We start from the raw sequence: 13288 nt of genomic DNA, 5'->3' as shown, positions 1-13288 counted from the left end.
CCGCAACTGTACGTCGCGGTGGGCATCTCGGGTGCGATCCAGCATCTGGCCGGCATGAAGGACTCGAAGGTCATCGTGGCGATCAACAAGGACCCGGAAGCGCCGATTTTCAGCGTCGCCGACTACGGTCTGGTGGGCGATCTGTTCACGGTCGTGCCGGAGTTCGAGGCCATGCTGTCTTGATTGTGCTGCGAGGATGATCAAGGTCCGACGAGGTGACAGGTGAGCAATCTAAACGATATGAGGCACATTAGGGCGGTGGCGGCCGTGGTCGCTAACGCCGAAGATGCTTCCATTTGGCGATGGTTCGCTCTGCTCCTTGAAGAGAGGCGAATTCGCTGGTGTTGCAGCGGTGACAATTGGCTGGTGAGCGTCGATAACCGACACGTTGCCACGGACAACAGCTTCGACAATGCTATTCGGATAGCGAGGAAAGCCTCGCAAGAATTATCTCGGCGGCCAACGCGACGCTCACGCCTTGCTTGATCCAATACCGTGCTTGACGCCTATTGCCCAGCGACGAGCGTCCGCTCAGCAAGTTCAAGCAGCCGGCGGATCCGAATTGATGGAAGACCGTTGCGGGTCGCGTGCTGTCGGTCGTAGCATCGCGAAGTATGCGCCGTATATGCTCGGACGCATGAGACAGCAGCCGGCCATCAAGGGACATCCGGCTAGAGCAATCGAATGACCGAAGACTTTCGGCTAACGGTCATTCAAAAGTCCGGCGGCGGGACGGTCGACTCGCGCAGTTGGTCCTCCGCGGTGGCAGACCGGCCGACAAGACGCCGTAGCCGATCAATTCATTTTGGTCCTGGCCGCGTCGTCGTGGGCGGCTGCAGCGGCAGCGTGGAGCCGCTGCAACGCATCGCGAACAGCGTGCAGCTCGTTTCTTACGCCGATGGCAGAAACTGCGTCGATCATGTCGACGCACGTGGCCATAGCACGAGAACATCCTTCATCAATGATCCTGCATGCCTCATAACGCTCGGCGGCCGATTTTGCCTGCGAATTGTCCATAGACCAATCTCCGTCCGCATGAGTAACACCGGTTTGTATTGAATCTTCATTATGAGCCAGGATTGCCTAACGGAAATATGCCCATTGGCGACGCCGCGGCTCGGGGAAAAATTGGGAATCGATGCTTCGTGCGAACCTGTAAGCCTCGACACAATCGGCGATTCTGTTGGCTGCGTCCTTTAGCGCGAGTTCCGGGTAGTCGATCCTGGAGTACGGGTGGCTGTCGCGGGTAGCTTGTGGCCCATCGCCGTCAGGCTGCAGGTCGGCCACAAGCCACCGATCGCTCTCGCGTACTGTCGATCACCGGCCCGTAAGTTTCAGGCGACGTATGCCAATTGCATCGGACGAGCTTCGGCCCACTTTCAGACGTTCGAGACGTAAGTCGAGATCGCCGGCACTCCACGAATGATCGGCCGTTGTGGACGTGATATGACACTGACTGGACCTGAATCTTCCACGCTCGATATTCAAAGCTAATACGCGTATCGCCTTGCTTGAGAGTCTTGCCGACATCGTTGCAACAATTCGGAGCGTTGCAACGCTTCGAGTTGCGATTGACGGAGTAGATGGTGCCGGCAAGACTTTCTTTGCAGATGAGCTTGCTACTCTTGTGCAATCACGCGGACGACCGGTTATCCGTGCTTCGGCTGACCATTTCCATAATCCTCGCGAGCTCCGCTACCGGCGCGGAAGAAGTTCTCCTGAGGGCTACTACCACGACACCTACAACTACCCTGAACTATACAAAAAATCGTTGGCGCCGCTCGGATCTGGCGGATCTGGCATATTTCAACGCGCCGCGTTCGATGTAGGTGCGGAAAAGGTTGTGTTTGCTGCCGAGGAACTCGCGCTGCCTAATAGCATCCTGATTTTCGATGGGATGTTCCTGCACCGACCAGAATTGCGAGCGGTCTGGGATTTTTCACTGTTCCTTACCGTCCCGTTTTCTGTCTCCGTTCCACGAGGTGCGAGTCGAGGCCCCGGTTGGGGATCGCCCGATCCCGCGGCCGAGTCGAACCGTCGATATGTCGACGGACAGAAGCTTTATCTGAATGAGTGCCGGCCCGAAAGTCTGGCGACCGTCGTCGTAGACAACGCGGACCTCTCTGTTCCTTTGATTGTCGCGGGCCGGGAAGTCATGGGAAGACATTCGGGACGCGCGTGAGACGGAGTCCGGCCATGAACGGTCTCTCACGCACTGTCGTCGAACGACTGCTAATGAGCGGCTAACCACCCATCCATCGTAGGCTCGAATCCTATCGCTCCGACCGGCATGGGTAATGGTTAGCAGGCTGGCGCTTGCTAACCATTTGTCTTTTTCTGCGCCACCGCTACCAGATCGACGTACCTGTCCCCCCGGTTCGTGTTAGCCGCATCTCGCAGAATCCGTCGGTATCCGACAATTGATTATCGTGCCTCCCGGGCAAAGCGATACCATAACAGCCTATAAGTCCCGAGTCTCTGTCAATAACAGGGGCATCATGGTTAGGTCGCTTTGCGTGACATATCATGGCGTCAGTTCAACGACCGGCTGAGTACATGAACTACGCGAAAAGCATCGAAGAGATTGCCGCGCAAGTTGATTTCGCCTCAGAAGAAATGCAAACCGCCATCGCGGCGCACGAGACGTGGCGCCCAACAGCCTATGATGAGGCGCTGCATGAGCGCATGGGCACGTCATACGCTACGGGAACCTTCAAAGTCATTCAGTGGGCATTGCGCCGTGAGATGCTGATGGCGCTCATGCGTATCTGGGATGATGAAGAAAAGGCCGTCAGTTTGAAACGGATTTTCCGATGCCTACGCGATCCCGAGTTCGTCGCAGCGCTGATTCAAATGAGAGCGGAGGCAACGCAGGGAGGCTTCCAACGGTTCCTTGTCGAACATCTGGAGGGTAACTATCGAGAGAAGATCGACAGAGTTGGTCAACTCTTCGACAAGTATCAGAAGTGTGGCGACTCGGCACATGTCATGAAGCATCTATTGACACTGCGCAATACCACGCTAGCTCACCGGCAAACGCTTCCAGTCAAGCCGCAACGAGACGCCACGCTGGACGAAATCGAACAGTTCTACAGTGATACGCGCTCCATCGTTGAATGCCTGTTACATGTAATTAAGGCAACAGCCCTTGATACCGCCGATACGGTGGGCGTGTACGGCACATATGCAAAATACTTTTGGGAAGGGGCGCGTGGCGAATGTACGCATGGGCATCCAAGCTACAAAGGTCCGTTCCGTCCGGAGGATGTCGGCGTATGACCGCCAGATTAGACGATGAAACTGATCGCGCTTTATGCGCGACTATCAGCCACGAATATCTCTGGTGCGACGATGCTCTTCATGAGTTCGCACGCTTGCGGGAGGCGATGATGACAGCGGGAGAGGATCGACGGCTATCTTATGCGATCTATAACGCCTATGCCCGGTTCATTCACCACCTGTACGAATTCAACATGGCGTGCGCGCAACGAGAATTGCAAAGCACTTCGTTCCAACCAAAGGGTGATGAGGCCGACCGGCTGATCGCTTCGCATGCAGACCGTGCGATACGAGTCAGGCGACAGGCTTACAATCAACGAGCGTTTAACGCGCGCCCGTTCAAACCTCTTCCGGTGCTGATTGAGTTCGCGAAGGCGTTTCGCATCGCTCGTAATACATCGAACGGTCACGCCAAGCATCAACGCTATACGTTAAGTCTTTCGGACTTCTTCAAACGATACCATCGGTTCCTGCTTGATATGCACAATGCTGCACGCCACGTGTGGATGCAGCAGGGAGATCAATTTCCAGACTGGGGTGAAATCACGGCGTTTTCTGTCGTAGTCAAGGCCACGGTTCCACCTGCGGATGCTCCGGATGATCAAGTGGACGGGTCGTCTGTGGTGTAGAAGTACGGCAGATCGAATCCGCGGATCGGTGGAACGTCAAATGGCGCGGCTTCTTCTATCTTCGCTTGCGTGTCTTTGTGCATACGATACAAGTTTCCAAGATAGGCGTTTAGATTCTCAACGATGAATTCAACCAGAGCAGCCGAAAGCGCGTTGACTGTGTCCGTCATCTTTCGTACCGCTTCAGCCCACTCGTCCTCAGACTCCATGTGATAGGCATGGATAGCGACTTCGGCGGATGTCTGATAAAGGTAGTTCCCTGCCACGCGATTCCTGTAGAAAACGTAACTGGTGCTTGATGCCTTCATTTGCTCCATTGCTGGTCGCAAATCGATGAGACTTGGATAATGCATAGCATGCTCATTTCGCGCTGCCGCCAGCCATTTGCAATCGCCTATCATCTTGTTGAACGTGCGCTTTAGCCTCTCACCTTTACCGTCCGGCATGTGGGGATAGCATCGTTCGCGCAGGAAGGTGTTTATTTCTGGCTTATTGATTCGCTCTTTCGCCTCATGAACCTTGCCGCTAAGCATACGGCTCAGGAACAGCGCTCGCGAGACTCGGCCTATTTTTTCCGGTGTTTCGGGATCGCTCGGATGCGGAATAGAGACTATCGCCAACTTCTGTAGGGTCATCACTTCGTTGAAGATATGTCCGAGGAGGAGCACAGCGTAGCGTGTCTCTTCCGGCTCGGCATTCCAAACATGGTGAGAGATTTCAAGGTGCTCGAGTTGAAGCTTCCCCATCCTGGTCTCCTATGCAATTTGGCCAATGTATCCTCGACGCCCTAACTTGGATGCAACGCAGCTTCAGCAATGTCCGCTCTTGCCCGCATTTCCGCTAGTCGCGACGCACGAGGCAACTTCCGTTGTGGGTCGTCAAGAGGCAGTCGTATCGCGCCTGTCGTGCAACGGCGGAGCGAATTTGTGATGCACCAGCGTCTAAAGATGTAGATCGGATGTCCGTTGCGGGTTCACTCATTCACCATTTAATTTGATGTTTCTCCTCTGTTTCTCGGTGGCGCCGATCATCGTCGACATGGAGGTACTGACTTGTCGTTGTGAGGGAGGCGTGGCCCAGATTGTCGCGCACCAGCCGGAGATCCACCTGCTGATCGGCCATATGGGAACCCGCGCTGTGTCGAAGCCAGTGAGCTGACGCCTGTTCAAGGCGGAGGGCACGTCCCTCACTGGAACCGCTACATGCACGTAGACCGCTCGCTGCGCCCGCGAAGACATCCTTGACGATCTTGTGAAGTGCGGCGCGAGTCAGGGGCTTACGCGCCTCGCCTACTGCCAGAACGAGGGGCGTAGCTTCGCCAGACAGAGGGAGGGCAGATAGCTCATGCGCGAGACGGTAACGCGTGAGTTCCGTCATCATCTCCGCGGTGGCTGGCACCAGACGCTCGCGGTCGCCCTTTCCGGCCACCTCAAGCCACCATCGGTCGCACCCGGCTGCGTCACGCCTGCTGAAAAACCGGCCCATTGTGTTGTCGCTGACCTCGGTGATGCGCAATCCCCCCAGATAGAGCAGCGTAAAGAGCCATCGCACACGGCAGTAATGAAAGCGTTCGCGCGTCGTTTCGCGCGGCATCGATTCAATGTAAACCTTGACCTCCTGCCACAGCCCCGGATCGAGATAGCGGGTAATCCGCGGTGGGGTCTTGCGGGCCCGCTGGCGTGACAGTGAAAGCGGATTGCCGGCAACGTAGCCGGCCTGAACCAGCCACGCGAACATCACGTTCAGGATCACCATCGCCTGACGCTGGCTGGCGGGGGAGAGCGGCCCGTAGAACGGGCGCCACCGGGCGTCGCTGCGCGGATGTTTCCGGCCGCCCCCGGCGACCCAGATGGCTGGCGGGTGTGGATCGGCGAGGAAGTGCTGGTAGGCCAACAGGTCCTCGTGGGTGAGCGAGGAGAGCGGTTTGCCCAACTGGACGATCGACCAGAGCAGCAACCGTTCGGCTTCCTTGCGATAGTTCTCGAACGTGGTTTTCGTGTCGGCGAAGCGCGCGAGCCACGCGCGGAGCGCTTCGAGGTCGTTCGTTGCCGCAATCTGCGCCTGGCGGCCAGTGGTCCGGTTCGTGCCGTCGCGCCCGTCGAGTGCGGCAGGGATGATCAGCGTGTCAAGCGGCGCGGGCACGATGGCTAGGGTGAGGACAGCGGATTCGGGCATCGGAAAGGTGAGACTTAACGGGAGGCGACGATCGACAAGGTATTTTCAACATTATAGCCATAATGTCAAAATATTGGCCGACTATGATTGGATATTGAGCGGTTTACGTTATATTATTTACGGAATTTTACCAAAACCGCTCCCATGTCCGACGTTCTTCCTGACGAAGCGCGCCTCGCCGCCGAGATCGAGCGGCTGAAGGTGGCGTTTCCGAAGACCCGCGAGCTGTATCGCGAGGTCTGCGCGCTGCTGTTCTTCCGCTTCGGCATGACGCCGACCGCGAACCGGCTCTACCAGCTGGTCAGGCGCGGCAGCATGAGCACGCCCACTCAGGTGCTCAGTGAGTTCTGGGCCGAACTGCGCGAAAAGAGCCGGGTGCGGATCGAACACCCGGACCTGCCAGTGGACCTGCAGGCCGTCGCCGGCGAACTGGTCGCGACGCTGTGGACGCGCTCGACCGCATCGGCGCAGGCGGCACTGGAGGCGCTGCGGGTTGAGGTCGAGGCGGAAAGGGCGGCCGCGCAAGACGCAGTCAATTCACTGCAGGCCAATCTGGCCCGGACCGAAACCGCACTCGAGCAGCGCACCGCGGCTCTGCTCGCCGCGCAGGTGCGTATCCAGGAACTGGAACAGGCGCAGGCCGCGGGCGTCGCGACGCGCCAGGCGCTCGAGGCGGAAATTGCACGACAGCAGCATGAGATCGGTGCGCGCGACCAGGCACTGGCGCAGGCGAGGGCGGATTTTTCGGGCGAGCTAGAAAAGCTTCGGGACAGCGCCGGCCTGGCCGAAGAGCGATTGCGGGCGGCCGAGAAACGTGCGCTGCTCGAGATCGAGCGTGAGCGGACTGCCAGCGCACGCCTTCAGAAGGAACTGGACGCAGCCACGAGCAAGGCGGAACAGGGCGACACTCGGCATCGGGAGGAAATCCAGGCGCTGCAGATCCAGCTTGGGGACGTGCGTCATCATGCCGGCGTCGTGCAGGGGAATCTGGAAGCGCTTCGTAGCTCGAATGCCGCCCATGCCAACGAACTCGACAGATTGAGACTGCAGTTGGCGACCGCAAAGCTGAATCAGACGTCGACACAGAAGCGCCCGAGATCGTCTGGCGAGATCCGTAGCACTGCTCGCGCAGCGCCCAAAGTTTCGATGAGGAAGCGAGTGGCGCGCTGATCTTGCGCCCATCCTCCCACACGGCCTTCGAGCCGTGGCCCATTTTGCGCAACATAGTGGGCAAAATAAGGTAATGTTTGAGGGCCTCGTCAATCCGGTTTTTGGGTGCGAGTAAGAATAACCACATAGAGAGAAAACGCACAATGGGGAATGAACTTCAGCCACCGGCCGCCGCCATTCAGCCGGCGCGCATGCTGACAGGGGTGACGCTGCAGAATGGTTGGAAGTTGACAAAGCAACTCACGAATGACGATGACCGCCACACTCCAGGATTTTTCAGTGTCGGCTACCTCGCAGAAAAAGGTAGCGATAGGGCGTTTCTAAAAGCGTTCGATATTGGCGCCGTAATGCAAATGAACGGGGCAGGTAACGACCCGTCGAAAATGATGCTCGCGTTGCAGCAACTGACCAGCGCATTCAATGCGGAAGATGCATTGCTGAAGTTTTGTTCGGCGAGCAAGTTAGATCGTATCGTTCGCGCGATCGAAACTGGCTTTGCATCTCCACTCGCCGGAACCGTGGCGGCGTCGCCTTTCCCTGTACCGTATCTGCTGTTTGAGCTTGCCGAAGGCGATATCCGCAAATTTGTTGGCAAGACCAACGACGTAGAGGATTCGTGGCGGTTCAGACACTTGCACGAAGTTGCCACTGGACTGCTACAACTGCACACGCATCGTATTGCACATCAGGATCTTAAACCCGCGAACGTACTTGTGTTCTCCAAAGAAGGTGCAAAAATCGCTGATTTGGGGCGGGCGTCGCGCGATGGGCATGTCGCGCCGCACGACAACCTGCACATTCCAGGCGATAAACGCTACGCGCCACCCGAACTGCGTTACGGTGAAACGCCGAGCAGTTGGGTGGACCGGCGCGAGGCATCTGATCTGTATCACCTGGGTTCGCTTATGTGTTTCCTGTTCACCGGGATGTCTGTCAATGCCCTGTTGGATCAACGGATTCCTGAGCAGCTTCGCCCGGAAGTTTGGCGCGGGCGGTACCACGAAGTGCTGCCGCATATTGTTGCCGCATTTACACAGGTGCTCGATGAGATCGGACCGCAGTTTCCGGAATGGGCTCGAACTGATCTTGTTAGTCTGCTCAGGCAGATGTGTCATCCTGATTATCGTTCGCGTGGAGCGCCTGATGCAAGAGCACAGACGAAGAGTCCCATTGGAATGGATCGATTCGTTTCGCATTTTGACCGCTTAGCAAAACGAGCAGCTCTACGAGTAAGGCATTAGTCATGGGTAGCTTTACTGAGAAATCCGAACGGCGTGTTCTACCGCTGTGGAAGAACTCGCGTTACGCGGCGCAGAGCAGCGAAGTGCAACCTCTAAAATTGCGCCGGTTGCGTCGCATCGAACCTAACGTGACGGACCTGGCAACGCGGATTGCAGATTTCGATTTGCAACCGTCAATCGGGACGGCCGCCGATGTACTAAACAGTGCGGTATTGTCCGAGAACATTGAGGCCGCTCGAAGTGCTGCTAGATATATCGACGCCCGCACTGACATTGCTCCATTGTCGCTACTGCGAGTTGCTCGAACCGTGTTGCAAGGAAAGCCTGAGTCCTCCGAGATGGCATCGACCGCCATATCAGAACTGCGACGGCAGCTGCGCCTTGAACCTCGCAATCCAGTTCTGCAGGTCGACATCGCCCGCGAGTACTGTGCAATCGGAAAGCTTGACGCGGCAGAGAAAGCGATAATGATTGCGGTGGCTTGTTCTTCGGGCGATAGATGGGTCCACAGGATGGCAGCCCGTTTCATGGTGCATGCAGGAAGAAAGGACGAGGCGCACGCACTCATCGCTGGTCATCCGGATGCGAAGCAGGATCCGTGGCTGCTCTCGGCCGAGATCGCTCTTGCACAGACGGCGGAGCGAGCCCCACGTTACTGGAGCAATGCCGGATCTCTGCTAAAAGGAAATCTTCCACCGCAACACCTGTCCGAGTTGGCATGTGCTGTCGGTACACTCGAGTTGGCTGGTGGGAACAGCAAGAAAGCCAAACGAAATTTCCGGGCCGCACTGATCGCTCCGTCCGATAATGCTCTCGCGCAAGTTAAGTGGGCTGAACGAACGTTGCGTACTACTCTAACCGATGACGAAACGATTGCTGAAGGTAGGCGGGCATTTGAAGCACGCTTCTGGAGCGCCTACTATCGTGGAGACATGGCCGATGCGATGGCATATGCGCGTGCCTGGTGGAAAGAAGAGCCATATTCGACGCGGCCGGCAACGATGTTGTCATATGTAGGATCTCTACTAGATCACACGCTTGTTGTTCAAGAGGCGGCTAAACGTGGCCTGAGAGCGAATCCTGATGACCGCACGCTACAGTTGAACCTGATGTTTGCCGAGCTGTCCGCATTGCTTAGCCCGGGAGACATTCCGGGAGAAGGTTTGGACGACGACCGCGTGGCGCCAATTTATAAGAGGCTGCTTCATCTTGCAAGAGATAAACACTTCTCGGCACATGCATACGCGAACATCGGACTCGCTAACTATCGCGTTGGTCGGCTTGAGGCGGGTGCAGTTGCTTACCGGACGGCGGCAACCCTAGCAGCTGCCGCCAATGATTCGATTCAGGAAGCGACCACAAAAATCTTCCATGCGAGAGAAGCATTTCTTAGCGGAAGCGTTGACTTTCCGGTGGTACTAGATGACGTCCGCAATGCGTTAAATCGAGTCAAAAGTCCGGGATTGAAGTTTTATCTAAGCAAGCTCGAGCTGCTTGCGCGATATCCCGACCGAAGAAAAGAGATTCTTTCGCCGTCATTCAGCTTGCCACGGATCGGTGAAGAGCCTTCAGGCCATCGACAACCGCAGTTCAAAATCCAATCTGGAAAGGCCACGATCATTTTGCCGAAAGGCTACAAACCGCGCTGAGAAAACGGGTGTCCGAATGAGTGGTTGGATAGAATTTGTCGCTAAGCATCTTGCGGGATGAAAACGGGTACTTACTAAGGCAGCTGTTCTGATACTAAACGCTAGGAAAATGAGAAAGATGCAGTCGCGATCCACCGTCCCAACCCGTTGGAACGCGAATGTCTTTGGATACGAAAAGAATCGAGAGAAAGAGAGGGCGAAATGGCTATGACCGACCGAGGATCCACTTGGGGGAAATGGGACTTGCACGTTCACTCACCTGACACGCACCTTGCTAACGAATATAACGGAGATTGGCCCAATTTCGCACGCGCAGTGGCTGCAAGCGGGCTTGTGGTTATCGGAATAACAAATTACTTCTTTTTTCTGAAGAAGAGCTAGAGCGTAGCGAGAAAGCGATCAAGGACGCGGGGGCACATGTAGCCGTAATCGGCAATCTGGAGTTCCGGCTAACGCAGCCGAACAAGGATGGAGAAGCGATCAACGCGCATGTCCTCTTTGACCCCACGCTGGGGACGGCGGAAATCAATCAGCGGGTATCCCGACTCAAGTTGATCAACACGCAGGACCCTGATGGCGAGCGGCCGGTGTATTGCACACCACGGGATATTTCCGCCGCGGGACTGACGATAGCCAATATAACGGTTGAATACCGGGATCTGCGGGATTGGCTACAGGCGCAGTTCAAACGGGACCAATATGTACTAGTCGGCTGCCCGGTTGGATACGGGTCGTTCCGGCCTCAACGCGGCGAAGGCCGTGGCGAAAAGATTGCAACCGAACTGGACAAAGGTTGCGCCATGATGTTCGGTGGCACCAGCGAGCGCGCCTTCTTCGCCAATGTCCACCGATATGCTGGCGCGGTCGCAAAGCCCGTCCTGCAGGGAAGTGACGCCCATCGGATAGCCGAGATCGGCACCAACCATAGTTGGATCAAGGCGAAGGCCACTTTCGGCGGACTGCGGCAACTCGTTTACGAACCGACTGAGCGGATCAGTCTCGATGTGGATAACCCGGAGCATCTGTATCCGAAGCCGTTCTTCAGCGGCCTGCATATCGAAGGGCCATTGCTAGCAGGCCAGCCGCTTGAGTTCCACAGCTCCTCCATTGGGATCAACCGAGACCTTGTTGCCATCATAGGCGGTCGAGGCGCGGGAAAAAGCGTGCTTTTAGACTCCGTGCTTGGGTTGTTGCAGCCTGAACGTTTCCGAGCAACCGCTTCGTTGGAATACCAGCCACCGGTATTCACGCTAGATTTCACGAAGCAGAATGATGGCGGGTGCATAGGGATCACTCGTGAGGGCCCGGTCGGTCCCGATTATCTTCATGTCCGCCAGAAAGAGTTGCAAACGATTGCCCTTGATCCGAACAGACTGAGTCAGGAGATCAAGTCACTTCTGCCGATCGCGCGTAACGATCCGATAGTGGACGTCGAAGAAGAGGTCTCGGCCCTTTTACGCGAGAAGGAAGAGATGTTCGCCTGGTTCCAAGAGGAAGACGAGGAGGGCAACAAGATAAATACACCGCGATACAACGACCAAGTCAAACGTCTCAATGAAGAGCGGGTGAACACGCTGACTAATGAAAAGAACAAGCTTCTTGTCACCGAATATAACGGCAACCGAAAGGTGGCAGGCGAAGCCCAACTATTGAAAAATCGGCTCACTGCTTTTCGCAATAGGTTAGCGACCGCTGTTGGTGAACTTTCCGACGAGATAGCCACATTAAATGTCCAACTGGAACCTCGCGAAAAACGGATCCCGGCGATTGACATCACGCCGCAGGTCGACGCCCTAGAGCAATTCGTTGTCGCCATTAACGTCTACACAGAAAAACTGGATGTGGCGTCTGCAGAACTCCTCGATAAGTTGCGCGAGCAGGGAATCGAGCAGGATCCGAAGGGGCTACTCGACAAGGTGGAGGGCTACCAGCGGGAGGTGGCCCGTGCGAATGACCGGATCGAACGTTACAAGGAAAAAAAAGCACGTGCCGAGTCGCTGAACAAACTTCGTGAGAACTTGATGGAAGTGCACTTTCAGGACGTTGCGATCGACGCGACCAATATCGACTCTGCTTTCCAGCTTCTGAAAGAGGGACAGAAAGGATGGAAGGTGGAGCAGGTGCAACTCGTAAATGAGTTGCTTGAGGGCGTCGATATCAAGGGTGCGATTCACTTCGACGTAGAGGCTTTCTACTCAGGCATGGAGCCGTATCTGAACATGCGCAAATTCCGGGCTGCGGCGGGCGTCTCGAAACGTGACAAAATGATCGCGAAGTTATCGGTCGACTCTTTGGATACTTTCAAAGCGCTCATCTCAGGAGTTGCCGTTGTACTTGCGGACGACGACTCGAAAATATCCATAGACCGTCTTGTCAGGGACACCGAGTACGTATCCGCCAGCGATGCGTTGAACTTCATGGACTATCTGTTCAAGCCGTCGTATCAACGAAAATATCTGTCCGTTCGCGCGGGGCTAACCTACCGTGGAAAAACGCCAAAGACGCTATCCGTCGGGCAGCGCGGAACTTTCTTTTTGTGCATGAAGCTGGCCACGGATCCATTTGGAAGCCCATTTATATTTGACCAACCGGAAGATGACCTTGACAATGAGTTTATCGTGAATGATCTGATCCCGATCTTCCGTAAAATAAAGAAATACCGCCAGGTGATTATCGCCACGCATAACGCAAACCTAGTCGTCAACGCCGATGCGGAGCAGATTGTCATCGCTCACAACGAAGGGGAGGTTCTACGCTATGAGACTGGAGCGATCGAAGAACCCCATATGCGCGACAAGATCTGCGTGATACTTGAAGGAGGGGAGACTGCGTTCCGCCAGCGTGAACTGAAATACGGGCTCGCCTACTAGCCAGTACTCGCCCTGGCGCTAAAACTACCCTTTTTGCAGCTGTCTATCATCCAGTTCTAATTTCATAAATTATTTTGATATCCTAAATTTTACATAAGCAAAGTTACCACCAGAGCTTTGCGGAAGGAAGGCCGACCTTCTCGGCGTTCTTGCAGTGATCGCCGTCAAGTTGGTGCCATCCAGTTTCATCGCTCGGTGAGGCCGTGCTTCGGGCAGCTAGCGGACAGAAAAGTCCGAACCTTCGAGAACCGCCGATCTGTAGGTTCTGCATTTTA

10 protein-coding genes and 1 pseudogene are annotated in these 13288 nt (G+C 55.8%); 8 read left to right on the top strand and 3 right to left on the bottom strand.

The features are described from left to right. Positions 1–183: electron transfer flavoprotein subunit alpha/FixB family protein (locus P3T17_RS33100; protein ID WP_429411044.1), on the top strand; the 183-nt coding region annotated here is incomplete at its 5' end. Positions 184–795: 612 nt separating this feature from the next. Here the strand turns inward: P3T17_RS33100 and P3T17_RS33095 are convergent. Next, the gene (locus P3T17_RS33095; protein ID WP_429411042.1) at positions 796–1017 is read right to left on the bottom strand and encodes a hypothetical protein; all 222 of its coding nucleotides are present in this window, start codon (positions 1015–1017) and stop codon (positions 796–798) included. 490 nt (positions 1018–1507) lie between these two features. Between P3T17_RS33095 and P3T17_RS33090 the strand changes: the two genes are divergently transcribed. From P3T17_RS33090 to P3T17_RS33080, 3 genes are all read left to right on the top strand, one after another. Further along, positions 1508–2182: a hypothetical protein gene (locus P3T17_RS33090; protein ID WP_429411040.1), complete on the top strand. Its 675-nt coding sequence runs from the start codon at positions 1508–1510 to the stop codon at positions 2180–2182. Positions 2183–2556: 374 nt separating this feature from the next. Continuing rightward, on the top strand, positions 2557–3279 hold the full coding sequence (locus tag P3T17_RS33085) for a hypothetical protein (RefSeq protein WP_429411038.1): 723 nt from the start codon (positions 2557–2559) through the stop codon (positions 3277–3279). Then, on the top strand, positions 3276–3908 hold the full coding sequence (locus P3T17_RS33080) for a hypothetical protein (protein ID WP_429411036.1): 633 nt from the start codon (positions 3276–3278) through the stop codon (positions 3906–3908). Before P3T17_RS33085 ends, P3T17_RS33080 begins: the two co-directional genes overlap by 4 nt. Here the strand turns inward: P3T17_RS33080 and P3T17_RS33075 are convergent. Beyond that, positions 3881–4654, bottom strand: coding sequence for a hypothetical protein (locus P3T17_RS33075; RefSeq protein WP_429411034.1), 774 nt, complete (start codon positions 4652–4654; stop codon positions 3881–3883). The genes P3T17_RS33080 and P3T17_RS33075 overlap by 28 nt on opposite strands. A 235-nt stretch (positions 4655–4889) precedes the next feature. Continuing rightward, entirely contained in the window at positions 4890–6083 is a 1194-nt protein-coding gene (locus P3T17_RS33070) for a tyrosine-type recombinase/integrase (RefSeq protein WP_429411032.1), read from the bottom strand. Between the two features lie 144 nt (positions 6084–6227). On the opposite strand from P3T17_RS33070, the gene P3T17_RS33065 reads away from it, so the two are divergent. The 4 genes and pseudogenes from P3T17_RS33065 to P3T17_RS33050 all read left to right on the top strand — a co-directional run bounded on the left by P3T17_RS33065 (position 6228) and on the right by P3T17_RS33050 (position 13013). Next, a complete protein-coding gene (locus P3T17_RS33065) occupies positions 6228–7253 on the top strand; it encodes a DNA-binding protein (RefSeq protein ID WP_429411058.1) in 1026 nt (341 codons plus the stop codon). A gap of 143 nt (positions 7254–7396) precedes the next feature. After that, positions 7397–8494 carry a protein kinase domain-containing protein gene (locus P3T17_RS33060; protein WP_429411030.1) on the top strand — a complete coding sequence of 366 codons (1098 nt, stop codon included), beginning with the start codon at positions 7397–7399 and terminating at the stop codon, positions 8492–8494. 2 nt (positions 8495–8496) lie between these two features. Then, entirely contained in the window at positions 8497–10143 is a 1647-nt protein-coding gene (locus P3T17_RS33055) for a tetratricopeptide repeat protein (protein ID WP_429411028.1), read from the top strand. 201 nt (positions 10144–10344) lie between these two features. After that, positions 10345–13013: pseudogene (locus P3T17_RS33050) on the top strand (TrlF family AAA-like ATPase). Positions 13014–13288 lie beyond the last annotated feature (275 nt).

It is taken from the genome of Paraburkholderia sp. GAS82, assembly GCF_050436285.1.
In the GTDB taxonomy this organism is placed as follows: domain Bacteria; phylum Pseudomonadota; class Gammaproteobacteria; order Burkholderiales; family Burkholderiaceae; genus Paraburkholderia; species Paraburkholderia phenazinium_B.
The sequence above is the reverse complement of the archived record's forward strand: the minus strand, read 5'-3'. Positions and strand labels throughout refer to the sequence as shown.

What these genes read in the sequence shown, in the direction of transcription:
- P3T17_RS33095 (WP_429411042.1), bottom strand. Translation starts at nt 1,017, where the DNA reads ATGGACAATTCGCAGGCAAAATCGGCCGCCGAGCGTTATGAGGCATGC.
- P3T17_RS33085 (WP_429411038.1), top strand. Translation starts at nt 2,557, where the DNA reads ATGAACTACGCGAAAAGCATCGAAGAGATTGCCGCGCAAGTTGATTTC.
- P3T17_RS33080 (WP_429411036.1), top strand. Translation starts at nt 3,276, where the DNA reads ATGACCGCCAGATTAGACGATGAAACTGATCGCGCTTTATGCGCGACT.
- P3T17_RS33075 (WP_429411034.1), bottom strand. Translation starts at nt 4,654, where the DNA reads ATGGGGAAGCTTCAACTCGAGCACCTTGAAATCTCTCACCATGTTTGG.
- P3T17_RS33070 (WP_429411032.1), bottom strand. Translation starts at nt 6,083, where the DNA reads ATGCCCGAATCCGCTGTCCTCACCCTAGCCATCGTGCCCGCGCCGCTT.
- P3T17_RS33065 (WP_429411058.1), top strand. Translation starts at nt 6,228, where the DNA reads ATGTCCGACGTTCTTCCTGACGAAGCGCGCCTCGCCGCCGAGATCGAG.
- P3T17_RS33060 (WP_429411030.1), top strand. Translation starts at nt 7,397, where the DNA reads ATGGGGAATGAACTTCAGCCACCGGCCGCCGCCATTCAGCCGGCGCGC.
- P3T17_RS33055 (WP_429411028.1), top strand. Translation starts at nt 8,497, where the DNA reads ATGGGTAGCTTTACTGAGAAATCCGAACGGCGTGTTCTACCGCTGTGG.